The sequence below is a fragment of the Amycolatopsis acidiphila genome (assembly GCF_021391495.1).
In the GTDB taxonomy this organism is placed as follows: Bacteria; Actinomycetota; Actinomycetes; order Mycobacteriales; family Pseudonocardiaceae; genus Amycolatopsis_E; species Amycolatopsis_E acidiphila.
Window position 1 is genome coordinate 313,268 of the sequence record NZ_CP090063.1, and the last position, 14,504, is coordinate 327,771.

Genomic DNA, 14,504 nt, shown 5'->3' on the forward strand with positions numbered 1-14,504 from the left:
GGCGTTGCCGGTCATCAACCGCTCGATCCGGGTGATGCCGTGGCCCGGCCGCACTCGCAGCAAGTCCGACCCGATCGACGCGCTGGCCGTGGCCCGGGCAGCACTGCGGGAGCCCGGCCTGCCCCAAGCTCACCTCGACGAACAGGCACTGGAAGTCAAACTCCTGCCGAGCGCACGAGGATGATCAACCGGCTGCACTGGCACCTGCACGACCTGGACATCCCTATCCCACAGGGGCAGGTTCTCAACCGGATCACTACCCTGACCGCGCTCCGGGAACGGGTCGGCACACAGCCACACGGTGTCCGCGCCGAAATCGCCAGTGACCTCATCGACCGTGTCCTCGAACCGACCCGGCGCATCAATCATCTTCGACGGCGAATCGAGAAGCAGATCGAGACGATCGCTCCGCAACTACTCCAGGTCCCCGGATGCGCCGGCTTAACAGCGGCCAAGATCCTCGCCGAGACCGCCGGAGCTACCCGCTTCCACTCCTCGGCAGCATTCGCCATGCACGCCGGCACCGCGCCGATCCCGGTCTGGACCGGCAACCTAACCCGCTTCCGCCTCAACCGCGGCGGCAACCGGCAACTCAACGCCGCCCTTCACCGGATCGGCGTCACCCAAATCCGGATCCACCCACCTGCACAAACCTTGATCCAACGCCGAGTCAGCAAAGGCAACACCAAACCCCGAAGCCATTCGCATCCTCCGCCCCCACCCCGCCGACGTCGTCTACCACGAACTCCGACACACACCCCCCAACACTTGCCAGCCTGCCACCAGATGAGACAGGAGATTCACCAGAGCCTCCGGTCGAGCGTGGTCCTAGACACACCACACCCCAACCAGGGGCTTTCCCCATGTCAAGACCACCCCACCGCTACCAACGCCCCGGCCGAGTACACCTAGCGCGGTTGTTCGCAGTGAAGGTGAGAGAGGAGGGCGACCAGCGGCCCTGCAAGGGTTCAGCATGCAGATGTTGTCTGGTCCGACCGAGTATCCGGGCTGGGTGCACACTACCGGATTCTGGCGGATGAGAACCGAGGTTGACTGGGTACCTCCGGCATAGGCGTTGGCACTATCGTCGGAGCAAAGAACGCCGGTCCTTCGAGACGCTGTTCATGAAGCTGGCATCCGTGGAAGGTTTCTTCCCAAGACAGCCGCAATCGTCCATTGCTGTGGGTGGAACGACCGGGTCGGTTCTCTACGCAGGTGTACCGCAGGTGGTATGTCCTTCCGGTTACGAGTAGATGTTCAATCCTCGCCGAATGAATGCAATTGGCTCCGCGCGCGAGTCGTTGGCGGAGGGTAACTCGACGGCCGCGGTCTGGCCGTTGCGAGTAGAAGGGCCCGTGATTTGGAGGGACACGAAGGTACGCTTCGATCAATCGAACAAGATCATCCCTCGAACATCATGGCCGCTGACGAGGTTACGTGACGCCTCGTTCACTTGATCGAGCTCATATCGGTGGCTGATCAGGTTATCGAGCTTGATCTTTCCGGATAGGTAAAGGTCAACGAGCCGCGGGAAGGCGATCTGTGGGTTGTACGACCCGTAACGCGACCCGACCAGCCTGCGCTCGCCGGCCAGAAGGTGGAGAGGGTCTACCTTTGCCAACTGTCCCTGGGCGGGAGCCCCGACCAGGACACACGTCCCCGCGACACGCAGCGCAGCCAGTGCCTGCTCGAGAACCGATATGATGCCAACGGTGAGAACCGCGTAGTCGACGCCTCCAGACGTGTTGCCCCGCACCGCGTCCACTGCGTCGACGTTAGCGCTGTTGATCGTGATAGTCGCGCCCATCTCGCGCGCGACTTCCAGTTTCGAGTCTTCGATGTCGACGGCGATGACCGGATGTGCGCCTGCTAGCGCTGCACCTTGAATCGCGTTCAGCCCGACGCCACCGCAGCCGAAGACCGCCACGCTTTCGCCGACGCCGACCTTTGCGGTGTTCAGGACCGCCCCTATGCCAGTGGTTACAGCGCATCCGATCAAGGCAGCCCGGTCGAGCGGCATCTTTGTGGTTACCTTGATCGCTGCGGTCTCGGTCACAACCACGTACGGGCTGTATGTTGACGGCCCGAAGTGCGATACCGGTTCATCGCTGACGTAGAAGCGCGACGAGTTGTCTGGCATCCCGAAGGGCGAGGCGTTCTCACACAAGGCAGGACGACCGGACGCGCATAGCCGACATCGACCGCAGCCAGGCGCCCAGGACAAGATGACGTGGTCGCCCTCGCGAAGAGACGTGCATCCAGGGCCGACCTTTTCGACGACTCCAGCGCCTTCGTCCCCGAGGATGATGGGCAAGGGGATGTCAGGTTGTTCTCCGAGTTCCACGCTGACGCAGCTATGGCAAACACCGCTGGCCGCCATGCGAACTCGCACTTCGTTTTCTCGCGGGTTTTCGAGAAAGACGTCCTCCAGCATCTGGTATTCATTGAAGCGTCGCAAAACTGGGGCCTTGAATTCCATCGACTCTCCTGGCGATGCGCCTGCGGCGCCAAAGTGACAAGTAGCACGCACGACGGCAGCTACTGAACGACGAGATGTCACATAACGATTACGGGTAACCTCAATCTTTCACTATGAAAGCAGCTGACGCGGTGGAATTCAAGTGGAGCCGTCTGGAAGCGCCGGCTGATCGAGCCCGGCCCGTCGGCGATGCCCAGCCCGTGACGCGTTACCAGCTGGCCAGTGGCCTTGTGTGCGAGCCGCACGCTGGGGTAGCTTCTCCGGAACGGCTGTCTCACCTAGTAGAACTTCGCGACTGTGCGCGGTGCGAGAGCGCAACTGATCATACCCTTGGAGCGAGCACTATGGGCCCTGAGTCGCACAACCGATGGACGGCTGCCGATCGAGTTCAATGGCGCCTTGACCGGCGGAGTTTGTTACGTGTCGGCGCTATGGCCGGTGCTGGTTTGGCACTTGGCGCAACAGGCCTCACCGCCTGCGGCACGGGTGCTGGTCCGAGCGGCGGCGCGGCGGCGCGGCCACCCGCGAAGCCGACAGGCGTCCTGCGTGTTGCAGCCCTGGAGCCGGACAACCTGGACCCTGCGCTGTCTTCGGGATCGGGCATCGTGCTCATCGGAAATAATGTCTACGAGGCTCTCTTGCGATTCCGCGGTGACAGCGCCGACGTGGAGGGAGCGCTTGCGGAGAGCGTCCAGTCGTCAGCAGACGCTCGTGAATGGACTTTCCGGTTAAAAAAGGGCATAACATTCCATGACGGGTCGCCACTTACTTCCTCGGCCGTGAGGTCTTCGTACGAATATTTCGCGCGTCAAAAAGGTCCCTTTACTGCGTTGATTCCCACTGGCGCGGTCTATGACGACTCGGATCCGGACGTATTCCGCGTAGTGCTCAAGAACCCATTTCCGGACATGCAGCGGAACGCGACGTTTATTTCGATCATTTCACCGAAGCTGTTAGCGGCGGGCCCGGGGGCGGTGGCGAAGACGCCAGTTGGTACGGGTCCATTCAAGTTCGTCAGTTACACGGCCGCGCAATCCCTCTTGTTCGAGGCTAATACCAATTATCGAGGACCCGGTCCTTATCTGGAGCGGATCGAGATGCCTATTATTCCCGACCCTGTCGCGCGGGTTGCCGCGTTGAGATCGGGCGGTGTGGATCTCATAACAAAAGTAGCGCCGACCGATGCTGCGAGTTTACGTGGTAACCGGAGCCTGTCAGTGCAGGATTCGGCGCTGTGGAGCGCTGTGCAATTGATTTTCTTCCTTGGGTCAGCTCCCGCTAATAATCTACAGATACGGCAGGCGATCGCTCACTCCATTGACAAAGATGCCATAGTGCGGTCCATCTTAGGCGGAAGTGGACAGCCTGCAAACAGCTTCGTGCCGCCCGGAGTTTACGGCTATGCGACTCCCCGTACGCAGTATGCGTACGATGTTCAGAAAGCCAAGGACTTGGTCGCGGAAAGTGGCTTGTCGGGTCCGGTCGAGCTCGGTGTTATCTGGGCCCCAGAACTTGGGCCGAATATCGACCGTGTGGCACAAGCAGTGAGTGCAATGGCGCAAAAGGTTGGAATTGATCTGCGGGTGCAGCAGAAGTCGGTGAGCGCGATCGCCAAAGAGATTAATAGCTCGACCAAGGAGGACCAGGCGGTTTGTGGTAGTTTGCAATGGTTGAATGGCGGGCCGTTTCATTTCACCACAAACTACCTGAAGACGGTATCAGGCTTTTCTGCGCTGGATGACCTCAACGGTCAACTGGTGACGACGCCAGACGGCCCGAGACGGCTCGAAATACTCGCAACTATGCAGGAATTGGTGGCAGAGCAGGTGCCGGCCGTGCCACTCTATGTGCAATCAAATATCATTGCATTGAAGAATTCCGTTCGTGGATTTGTTTCACCGAAGTCCGGCTATCTTCGTCTCGGTGAGGTTTACAACGCAGCTTAGTGCAACCTCCCGTTCGGCCTTGCGGAGTGTTCGATGCGCAGATACATGTTCAGCCGACTGGCTCAGGGATTACTGGTTATATTCGGCGCAATTGTCATCAGTTTTATCTTGACGAATGTTATAGGAAAGCCCGCGGATGTGATTGGCGGACCTTTTCTTCCACCCGATCAGCGGGCGGCCTTGAATGCCAGTCTGGGTTATGACGAACCATTGGTCTCGCGTTTCTGGCATTATCTCAAAGGCTTGCCGACCGGAGACTTCGGAGTCTCCTATCGCACGAACGACGGTGCGATCCATGGCGTGCTGGCAGCGTTGCCTAATACGCTGATACTGGTGATAACAGCGATGGCAATCAGCTGTGTAGCTGGATTGGCACTTGCACTTTTCAGTATTCGGTGGCGCGAGCGGCTCGGTGACCGTATTATCAGGCGTACGATTGGGATCTTGCAAGGCACACCTGAGTTCTGGCTCGGCCTGATGTTGATTCTTGTCTTTTCGGTTGGTCTGCAATGGCTGCCGAGTTACGGTTTCTTTGGCGGCCCATCCCTGGTGCTGCCGGCCGTAGCGCTTGCGTCGCCAATAGTTCCGGTGTTCTTCCGTTTGTTCAGAGGGCAGCTTCTGGACGTGCTCAGAGGCGACTTCGTCGAAGGCATGCGCGCCCGGGGTCTTTCGGAGCCCGTTATCGTCTATAACCACGGGTTGCGCAACATCGTGGGCAGGGGGGCAACGCTGATGGCGTTGCAGCTGGGCAATCTCATCGCAGGCGACCTAATCATCGAAGTGATTTTCTCTTGGCCCGGCATCGGAAATCTCGCCTTCTCGGCGGTGCAAGCTCGAGATTTCGCAGTAGTTCAGGCGATCATCGTGGTTGTGGCCGCAATATATGTGCTGCTCAACATTGCCGCCGACCTGGTTCTCGTAGTCAGCGATCCGCGGGTTAGGAGTGTCGCATCGTGATCTCCCTTGCCGGTGTGGCGCGGTTGCGCCCGAGGAGCATTGGGCGCAAGGCGGGCTCGGCCTCGCTTCGCGCTGGCACGGCCTTGCTCGCGACAATGGTTGGCGTCTCACTTCTGGGGCGGATACTCCTGGTTGATCCGAATAGCCAGGACTTGTCGCAGGGCAACCTGCCACCGTTGTCGGCGGGTCATCTTCTCGGCACTGATGTATTGGGCAGGGATATCTTGTCGTGGTGTGCCCGTGGAGTGACGACGTCGCTCGGAATCGGCGTGGTGGTGGCAGGGCTTGGTGCGCTCTTAGGCGTACTGGTAGGGGCCTCGGCGGGCTATGCCGGAGGTTGGGTAGACGCGTTGCTGATGCGTGTGGTCGATCTCAACCTTGCCGTACCGCCGATGCTGGTATTCCTGGCGGCCATGATGTTGCTGCCGCGAGGTATCGTGACGATGGTGATCCTTCTGGCGGCAGTCGGTTGGGTGCCATATGCGCGGCTCGTCAGAGCGGAAGTACTTGTGCATCGCGAGCGTGGGTACATCGCGGCGGCCAGGCTTGCCGGGACCAGGCGGACAGGCATCATTTTCGGTCACCTGGTGCCGGCGTCCGCGACCCCCATAGTCGTACTGGCCTCGTTGCACACAGGCTTCGTCATGCTGGCCGAAGGAGGACTGTCGTTCCTGGGCTTGGGGCTCGAACCTCCTACGGTAAGCCTCGGGTACCTGATTTCGCAGGGGCGGGACCAACTGGCTACGGCGTGGTGGATCGCGACTTTCCCGGGCGTCTTCATGGTGTTGCTCATCTTGGCCGTCAACCTCATTGGCGACGGTATGCGCGATCGTTTCCATGTTGACGACGGGAGTGCATTGTGATCGACTACAAACGCCGCCGCGGCGTTGACGAGGTCGCATTGGAAGCCGAGGACGTCCGCGTGGCGACGACGGCTGGCGCCGAAATCGTGGGTGGCGTCCAGGTGGCTGTTCGGAGTGGCCATATCCTGGGGCTACTTGGGGAGACAGGGGCCGGCAAGACAGTTACAGCGCGCGCAATCCTGGGTTTGCTGCCTCGTGGTCTCTGCGCGAGTGGTCGAGTGCGGTTGGCGGGCGACCATTGGATCGAGCTGGATCGTCCTGGCGAGCTGCGGGCCAAGCTCGGACGCAGTACGGGTCTAATGCTTCAGAATCCCATGAGTGCTTTGGATCCGGTCAGGAGAATTGGCGGCCAGCTCATCGAGGCGGTTGTCAGGAATGGCCTTTTGAAGAAGGCTGATGCGGTGAATCGGGCAACTGAGCTTTGCGAAAGGCTCGGGTTAGGGTCGGCGAAAGAGGTTTTCCGGCTTTACCCGCACGAGTTGTCAGGTGGCATGAGCCAACGGGTTTCTCTGGCGATGACCTTGATGCCAGGACCAAAGCTGTTGGTCGTAGACGAACCGACGTCTGCTCTGGATGCCAACCTTCGGGTAGAGATCTTGACTCTCCTGCAATCGATCGCACGAGACAGCGGCACGGCGATGGTGCTGATCTCGCACGACCTGGGTCTTGTCAGTCGTTTTTGCGACGATGCCGCTGTTCTTTATTCAGGTCATCTAGCTGAGACCGGGCCTACGACGGACCTGTTGCGTCGTCCGTCTCATCCGTACACCCGTACCTTGGTGTCTTGTTCCCTTCGTCTCAGCCAACCGAAACGGACCGAACTGCCGACGGTCCCGGGTGACTCTCCGGTCCCGGGGCACTGGCCGTCCGGTTGCTACTTTCACCCTCGATGTTCTCAAGCGCAGGACGAATGCCGAACTTACCGGCCAGCTTTCGTGAAGGTTGCGGACCGTGGCGTGGCTTGTCATTTCGCCGACGTGAAGGAGTAGCTGTGTTAGTCAGCGGTGAGGGCTCGACATACCCAGTCATCGAGGTAGACCGAGTTGCGAAAACGTTCGTCCGGCGGCGCCGCTCTCGAAAAGCTCTCGACGAGGTCTCATTCGCTGTTTCCGCGGGCCGGTCAGTTGCGGTGGTGGGCGAGAGTGGTGCGGGAAAATCGACGTTGGTTCGTTGCGTGGCCGGTCTCGAGAAGCCGTCCTCTGGACGTGTACGGATCCAGGGGCGCCCGCTCGATCTGCGGCCAGGCCACACCAGTCCGGTTCAGGTCGTGTTCCAGAACCCCACCGACGCGCTGGATCCGATGCGCAGCATCGGATCCAGCATCGCAGAGCCACTACGGGGACGATCTCGTTCCGAAAAAAGGGCACGTGTCTCCGAACTCGTCGGCATGGTGGGTCTCAGCCCCGACCGTTCCGCTGATCGGCCGCGGTCCTTTTCCGGTGGTCAGCTTCAGCGCATCGTTATCGCGCGAGCCCTCGCGTCCTCGCCGGCGGTTCTGTTGTGCGATGAGCCCACGTCCGCGCTTGACGTGTCGGTTCAGGCGCAGATCGTAAATCTTTTGCTGAGGCTGCAGAAAGAACATAAGTTCGCCATGGTGGTTGTCACGCACGACCTGGCTGTGGCGAAGGTGCTTGCCGACGATGTCATCGTGCTCAGGGGTGGAATGGTTCTGTTCCAGGGTTCGATGGAGGACCTCCTTGAACCAGTCGAGCCATTGCATCCCTATGTGGAAAACTTGGTGCAGGTGTCCCGTGACAACGAGCTGCACATACCGGGCGCTGAGGAACCGATCAGCGCTATTGCCTAGCGTTGCCTGTGCAGGCCGGTGACGTGTGCCGTCGAAACATGCTTCCTTCAGACCGGCGGTGGCAGCAGCTACGAAGGGATCGTGCCTCTTGGTGAGAACCTTGGTTCGTTTCCTGTCCTGATCCCGCAGCCTCGCAAATTTTCTTCCCATGGGATCGAGGTCCCGGTGGGAAGGCTGGTGCTGGAACCCGCTTCAGAGTTACCCGATGGTATCCAGGATTACTTGACCAAGCTGGTAGGCCTGGTGAGAGGGCCAGATGCTGGTGCACCTATCGCGCTTCGGTTGTCGGTCGTGCCGATCGGGCGTGAGTCTTACAAGTTGACAGTTGCCGAGAGCAGCGTCCTTATCGAGGCCGAGACGTCGCTGGGTGCCCTGCATGCCGTCCGCACGCTGCTCGACCTGTGGAACGCAGGAGACGGCGGGACCCTTCCGGTCGTCGAGATCGAAGATTGCCCTACTTTCGAGACCCGGGGTGTCTTCGTCGAGTCCTTCGCCGGTACCGATCGGATGGGGCTGAAGGACTGGGCGGAGTTCCTCGACCGGATGGGGCAGCTCAAGTTGAACACCGTTGGCATGTCGATCTACGGGTGTTGGGACCTTCACCACGAAGGCGAGCGGAGTGAGTATCTCTTCACGCCGCTCGCCGACTACCCCGGACTTGAGTCCCCACGCACGGTGGTGACTTGGGACCCGGGAACCGAGCGTGAGATCAACTTGCGCTACCTGCCGACGATGTTCGAGGAGGATTTGTTCGGGAAGGTGGCGCGGCTCGCCGCGGAGCGAGGGATCGAGCTGCTTCCGCAGCTCGGCGGGCCTGGCCACTCGACGCTCATTCCCCGTGTCATTCCGGAACTGTCCGCCGTGGACGAGGACGGTGAGCCGACCGGGTATGGCTACTGTGTGTCGCGGCCAGGAGCACGTGACGCCCTGGCCAAGCTGATCGACAACCTCACCCGGCAGCACTTGGCGCCGAATGGGATTAACCGATTGCATGTCGCCGGGGACGAGTACTACCCGATTCGGAACATGGACCCGGACGACCGTAAACGCGTTGTCAGCCCGTACTGCCGCTGCGAGCAGTGCCGCGAGCTCACGCCCGGCCAGATACTCATGGAGTATCTGCTCCAGGTCGGGATCGTGCTGCGGCGGCACGGGATCGGCATGGTCCACTGGCACGACACCCTGGTGCGGGAAGGCGTGCTGGACACCTACCTCGAGCGTGCTGAGGCGCTCGGCTTGGACAAGCCGACCATCGCCTGGTGGAAATACAATGACCCGGTGCCCGAACCGGAGACGGCTCGCACTGAGACATGGAGCTGCCCGACCACGGGTTTCGCGCCGTTCCTCTTCTACCAGGACTTCTCCCCGAACATCGAGACCGCCCTGCGCCGTGGACATTCCGCTGGCGCGAGCGGAGCGTTCGCCTATGGGCAGCCCGAACCCTGCTACCAGATGAACTACGCATTCTTGGCCGACCTCGCCTGGAACCTGGAGGGGTCCGGCGGCGTGGCCGGCTTCCAACAGCGGTGGGCTCGGCTGACCTGCCCCGACGACCCGACGGCGGCACAACACGCGTTGACTTCGGCCTACACCATCACGGGGTGCTACCCACTGATGATGTACCTTGTGGAACACCTGCTGCCCTTCTTCTCGACGGCGGCTGCCGGCGTCACCACCTTTCCGGACGACCTGATCCGCGCCTTCGCGGTCGCGCAGCCACCATTGGCCGACGTGCTCCGACAGGTGGCCGACACCCTCCGGGACGCCGTCGCACACATGCCGTCCGGCCGAGACCTCCGATACTGGCCGAACCCGGTGGAGACCTGGAAGCAGGAGAACACCCGAACGGCCGACTCGCTGGAGTTGTTCCTCGACGTCTTGGCGGCAGCCCGGCGACCGGATCTCGCCGATCCGGCCGAGTTGCACCGCAAGGCCCGCACGCTCCTGAAGTTCGTTGCGAGCATAAAACCAGCGTATGCGGTGCCGGCCGCGCTGCGCGAGCACTGGGGATTCACCCGGTCCATTGGTCCGGCCCTGGAGCGCTTGCGGCAGTCGAACGGAGTCGCTCCCGCGGAAGGCTGGTATGCCTGGATCGTTTGATCTTCCCGGCAGCGTTGCCCACTGGTCTCGCCGGCATCCCCGGTTGGGTGCCGTCCCATGAGCGGTGGGAGCCGGGCCGCGTGGCGATGCTCACTCCGCCACCGGTGGAGCCGGACCGGCATGGCTGCGGTCGCACAGTTGAGGGCTGCTCGGGCGCCGACTGCCATCCTGGCGATGGACACCGCTGTCAAGAACCGGGATCTTGCTGACTACGACCAGTTGGGCGGTGCCGACTTGGGATGGGGTTCGTGATGCCGCGAAACCAGTAGCAGCAACACAACCCGCCGCAACGCTGCATCGGGATCGCGCATCTGATGAGGGTGCTACCGGCACCCGTCGTTGTGGTCGCATGAGGAGTTCCTGGCGGCGCGCCTGCAGCGTGCGGTTGGCTGGTGCGGGGGCGAGCCCAGCGCGCCCGCTCGGAAGGGTTGCTGCGGGAGCCGTTGGAGGGGAGTTTAATCCGGCCGGGTACGAGGAAGACGCATCTGTCAATCGGGATCGGGTCCGCGCTTGCCAGGCTGGTTATCGGTCGCGTTCGCCACAGCTGTCCAGTGGGTCGCTCGTCTGGTCGGCGTTCATCATGCCGGGCGACTGTAGGAGGAGCTGGTGAAACCGGGTCGGATGCCGCTGCTCATCGTTGACGAGGTCGTTGCATCCCCTTCCAGTAAATCCCCTGCGAGCCCGAAGCGGTGAACCTGTTCGTCCAGCTCGTCTCGTCGCGCTACGAGCGGGCGTCGCAGATTCACTCCCCCGTTGACACCGTGTTGTACGCTGAGCGAAATTATCTCCTAGTGACGTCCCGCCTGATCACTAGAGGATCGCCAATCCGTTGAATGAGTCGTGGAAAGACACTGCCCAGGTCCCGCGCTCGTGGGAGGCTCGGGAGAGTCTCGTCGCGAACGGTTCCGCAACGGGCTGCCGCCAGCTCGAGGTCCGGGTCGAAGACGGTGTTGACCTGCGGATCCTGCCCGATCGTGGGTTCGACATCGGCCAGGCATGGTGGCGAGGCCGTCCGCTGGGCTGGGTCGACGCCAGCCGTGAACGTCCTCCAGATCCGGACCTCAGCGGAACCGAGTGGATCGGCTCGTTCAGCGGCGGGTTGCTGACGACGTGCGGACTTCGGCACATCGGCCAACCACGCGATGGTCACGGTCTGCACGGCAAGTTCTCCCACCAGCGAGCCAGGATGTCGGGAGCTGCTTCACGTGTCGTCGAGGGCGAGACGGTGGTGACTGCTTCCGCCGTGGTTGAAGAGCCCGGCGGTTTCGATGCCCTGTTCACGGTCGAGCGGGAAATCACCACCCGCACCGGGGTAGGGCAGGTCGAGATCTCCGACTTCGTGACGAATCAGGGAGCTTCACCGGAACTGTTAAAGCTCTTGTACCACCTCAACCTTCCACATCCCAAAGTCGGCGACGCCCTTAACCTCGATGGCCGTCCACTCGATGCCGATGTACTGCGGCTGGCGTTGGACACCGTCGAACTTCCGGCTTCCGAAGAAAGTCGGCTCGAAATCGTGACGGCCGAAAGGTCGTTGTCAATCTCATGGCGGAGGTTCTCGAGGCTGTATCTATGGGCAGCGCCCGCCGCGGTGGGCCCTGTGCTGGCTGTCGAACTGGCTACCGCGTCCCTCGTGCCGTCCGGTGAATCCGGACTTGTCCTGGAACCGGGGGAGAAAACCGAATTTGGCTTATCCGTGTGCGTCCGCGAATCGCAGCAACCGAGGGGGCATAGCAATGGTTGAAACTGAGTTGTGGTTGCGCGGAGCGCTAGTCGTTGACGGCACCGGCGAGGAGCCCTTTCTCAGTGATGTCGGAATTGCCGGAGACAAGATCAGCGAGGTGGTGAGGGCGGGCGCTGGCCATACCGGAAGCGGTCCCGAGACCGACTGCGCAGGCCTCCTGCTCGCGCCCGGGTTCATCGACCTGCACACTCACTCGGATCTGAGTTTTCTGCTCAACGACGATCCTGCTAGCAAGATCATGCAAGGCGTGACAACCGACGTGATCGGCAACTGTGGTTTCTCCGCCTTCCCGATCCATGAGCCACGTCGGGACGCCTTGGTCGAGCTCGTCCGCGGGCTCGGGGTTCCCGCCTTCGAGGCGCCTTGGTCGGACTTCGACGGCTACGCGCGCGCTCTGGCCGAGCACGAGCCGCTGATGAATCTCGCGCCCCTGGTCGGGCACGGTGCGTTGCGGATCGCTGCTGTCGGGACGGGGCGCGAGGCCGTCACCCAAGACCTGCTCGGCAGCCTCTGCGGACTGCTCGAGGAAAGCCTGGAGCAGGGCGCCTTCGGGATGTCGACTGGACTCACCTACGTGCCGTCGGGATTCGCGGAAGTACCTGAAATTCATGTCCTCGGTGCCGTCTTGCGGAAGTATGACGCTCTTTATGCCACGCATGCTCGCGCCGCCCCCGGTTTCGATTCCGTCGGCGAGGCGCTCGAGGTAGGACGGCAAACCGGCGTCAGGGTGCAGTACTCCCATGTGGCCATCAACGACCCGCGGATCTGGGGAACCGCCGAACAGGTCCTTCGCCAATTCGAGAACGCTGTGGAATCGGGAGTCGACGTCCGTTACGACATTTATCCCTACGACGGATCCGCGTCCTCGCTCACGCAGTATCTGCCCGCGTGGGTCCAGGAACACGGCGAGGAGGGCATTCGCGAGCAATTGGCCGACGGCCGCCGGTTCGAGCAGGCGAGACGGGAGCTGTCCGAGGGGCTGTTCGGGGACATTCCGTGGGACTGGGAGCGTGTGATGGTGTCGCTCGCCGGCCCAGGCGACGAGGAACTGGAGGGCATGTCAATCGCCTCGGCCGCCCGTGGTCACGGTATGTCGCCCGAAGCTTTGTGCCTCGACTTGTGCGCACGCCACGGGAACCGGGTTCAAGTGGTGCTCTTCTACCGTGCCGAGGCCGACGTGGAGGAGTTCCTCGCGCATCCGCTGTCCATCATCGGCAGCGACGGGAATGCAATGCCTGTGACCGCGCCCGGACGACCACATCCGCGCAGTTTCGGCACTCATGCGCGACTGCTCGAACGTTACGTTCAGAACCGCAAGCTGCTCAGCCTGTCCGAGGCTGTTCACAAGTCGACCGCAGCCGCAGCGGACAGGCTGGGAATGCGCGACCGCGGCCGCATCCGGCCCGGTGCCTTCGCTGACCTCGTGGCGTTGGACCTGGCCGACGTTCGGGAGACGGCGACCTGGACCCGGCCCTGCAGCTTGGCGACCGGGGTTCGCCATGTCTGGGTCAATGGCGAACGCGTCGTCGCGGATGGAGCGCTTACGACGGCACGGCCCGGCCGCGTACTGCGGCGTTGTTGAGACTTCAGCGCGCGCTGGCGGTCACCGGATTCGTCGCGATGCCCGATGCCACGTCGATCAGCGTCTTCGCTGCCTTCTTCGCGTCCGCGAGGGAGAAGCGCGACGACGGGCCGCTGATGCTGATCGCCACCGGGAGGTGGGTGCCCAGCAGCGGCGCGGCCACGCACCGGCCGTCGTCCTCGTTTTCGCGGTCGTCGAGGGCGTAGCCCTGCTTGCGGACCTTCGCCAGCTCCTCGAAATACGAGTCCATGTCGGTGATGGTGTTGCCGGTGCGGGACGACAGGCCCGTCTGCTTCAGCAGGTCGCGGACCCGCTCGTCCGGCAGTTGCGCGGCGATCGCCTTTCCCAGGGCTGTGCAGTGGATCGGGTCGCGATCGCCCCTCGACGCCGCCAGGCGCACACCCCGCCGGCTCTCCACGATGTCGATGTAAATGACATGGTCGCCGTCCAGCAGGCCGAGGTTCGCGGTCTCGCCGAATTCGTCGCGCAGGTGCTCCAGCGACGGCCGCGCGCGCTCGCGCAGGATCTCCAGGTGACGCGACTGCATGCCGACGAACCCGAGGCCCAGCCGGAACAGTCCACCCTCTTCGTCGCGCTCGACGTACCGGTGGTTCTCCAGCGTCCACAAATAACGGAACGCGGACGACTTCGGCAGTCCGGTGGTCTGGGCCACCTCGTTCAGGGTGATCCCGTCCACCGATTCCTGTAGCAGGTTCAAGATCAGGCATACACGTTCCACCGCACGTACCGAATAGTCGCGCTCCTCCTCGGACCCCTCGGCGTCCTGCGGACTCATGTCCTCGGGATCCTGCTTCCTGCGCCTGCCCACGACCTACCTCATTTCGAGAGTTAACGTTTGCGTTTCAGATGCTACCGCTGCCGGAACCCGCATGTCAGGGGGCCAGAACCGGATCCGTGACACTTTCGCGGCGAGTGTCAGCCATTCGCGCAATATTGCGGCAGCTAGTGGCCCCCTTGACGTCCTGCTCCCCGCCATCGTAGCTTGAACCTATCTGGCAGATTTGC

At 62.2% G+C, this 14,504-nt stretch carries 12 protein-coding genes; 10 read left to right on the forward strand and 2 right to left on the reverse strand.

Annotated elements, in window-relative coordinates; genetic code table 11:
- Positions 1 to 4: 4 nt before the first annotated feature.
- Positions 5 to 184 (forward strand): hypothetical protein, encoded by a 180-nt coding sequence (locus LWP59_RS01600; RefSeq protein ID WP_186383018.1) that lies wholly within the window; start codon positions 5 to 7, stop codon positions 182 to 184.
- Positions 181 to 912, forward strand: coding sequence for a transposase (locus tag LWP59_RS01605; RefSeq protein WP_144632873.1), 732 nt, complete (start codon positions 181 to 183; stop codon positions 910 to 912). The genes LWP59_RS01600 and LWP59_RS01605 overlap by 4 nt, the downstream gene beginning before the upstream one ends.
- Positions 913 to 1,387: 475 nt before the next feature.
- On the opposite strand, the gene LWP59_RS01610 is transcribed toward LWP59_RS01605, so the two are convergent.
- Positions 1,388 to 2,479, reverse strand: coding sequence for a zinc-binding dehydrogenase (locus tag LWP59_RS01610; protein ID WP_144632876.1), 1,092 nt, complete (start codon positions 2,477 to 2,479; stop codon positions 1,388 to 1,390).
- 344 nt (positions 2,480 to 2,823) lie between these two features.
- On the opposite strand from LWP59_RS01610, the gene LWP59_RS01615 reads away from it, so the two are divergent.
- The 8 genes from LWP59_RS01615 to LWP59_RS01655 all read left to right on the forward strand — a co-directional run bounded on the left by LWP59_RS01615 (position 2,824) and on the right by LWP59_RS01655 (position 13,478).
- A complete protein-coding gene (locus tag LWP59_RS01615; RefSeq protein ID WP_186383019.1) occupies positions 2,824 to 4,425 on the forward strand; it encodes an ABC transporter substrate-binding protein in 1,602 nt (533 codons plus the stop codon).
- A 33-nt stretch (positions 4,426 to 4,458) separates the two neighbouring features.
- The gene (locus LWP59_RS01620) at positions 4,459 to 5,382 is read left to right on the forward strand and encodes an ABC transporter permease (protein ID WP_144632882.1); all 924 of its coding nucleotides are present in this window, start codon (positions 4,459 to 4,461) and stop codon (positions 5,380 to 5,382) included.
- Positions 5,379 to 6,245 carry an ABC transporter permease gene (locus tag LWP59_RS01625; protein WP_144632885.1) on the forward strand — a complete coding sequence of 289 codons (867 nt, stop codon included), beginning with the start codon at positions 5,379 to 5,381 and terminating at the stop codon, positions 6,243 to 6,245. The genes LWP59_RS01620 and LWP59_RS01625 overlap by 4 nt, the downstream gene beginning before the upstream one ends.
- Positions 6,242 to 7,234 carry an ABC transporter ATP-binding protein gene (locus LWP59_RS01630; RefSeq protein ID WP_144632888.1) on the forward strand — a complete coding sequence of 331 codons (993 nt, stop codon included), beginning with the start codon at positions 6,242 to 6,244 and terminating at the stop codon, positions 7,232 to 7,234. The genes LWP59_RS01625 and LWP59_RS01630 overlap by 4 nt, the downstream gene beginning before the upstream one ends.
- Positions 7,156 to 8,052 carry an ABC transporter ATP-binding protein gene (locus LWP59_RS01635; protein WP_229858238.1) on the forward strand — a complete coding sequence of 299 codons (897 nt, stop codon included), beginning with the start codon at positions 7,156 to 7,158 and terminating at the stop codon, positions 8,050 to 8,052. Before LWP59_RS01630 ends, LWP59_RS01635 begins: the two co-directional genes overlap by 79 nt.
- Before the next feature lie 81 nt (positions 8,053 to 8,133).
- Complete coding sequence (locus LWP59_RS01640) at positions 8,134 to 10,152, forward strand: glycoside hydrolase family 20 zincin-like fold domain-containing protein (RefSeq protein ID WP_186383021.1); 2,019 nt, start codon at positions 8,134 to 8,136, stop codon at positions 10,150 to 10,152.
- Between the two features lie 829 nt (positions 10,153 to 10,981).
- The gene (locus LWP59_RS01650) at positions 10,982 to 11,896 is read left to right on the forward strand and encodes a DUF4432 family protein (RefSeq protein WP_186383022.1); all 915 of its coding nucleotides are present in this window, start codon (positions 10,982 to 10,984) and stop codon (positions 11,894 to 11,896) included.
- Positions 11,889 to 13,478, forward strand: a complete 1,590-nt coding sequence (locus LWP59_RS01655) for an N-acyl-D-amino-acid deacylase family protein (RefSeq protein WP_144632896.1) — start codon at positions 11,889 to 11,891, stop codon at positions 13,476 to 13,478. The genes LWP59_RS01650 and LWP59_RS01655 overlap by 8 nt, the downstream gene beginning before the upstream one ends.
- A gap of 4 nt (positions 13,479 to 13,482) precedes the next feature.
- On the opposite strand, the gene LWP59_RS01660 is transcribed toward LWP59_RS01655, so the two are convergent.
- A complete protein-coding gene (locus LWP59_RS01660; protein ID WP_373299868.1) occupies positions 13,483 to 14,307 on the reverse strand; it encodes an IclR family transcriptional regulator in 825 nt (274 codons plus the stop codon).
- Positions 14,308 to 14,504 lie beyond the last annotated feature (197 nt).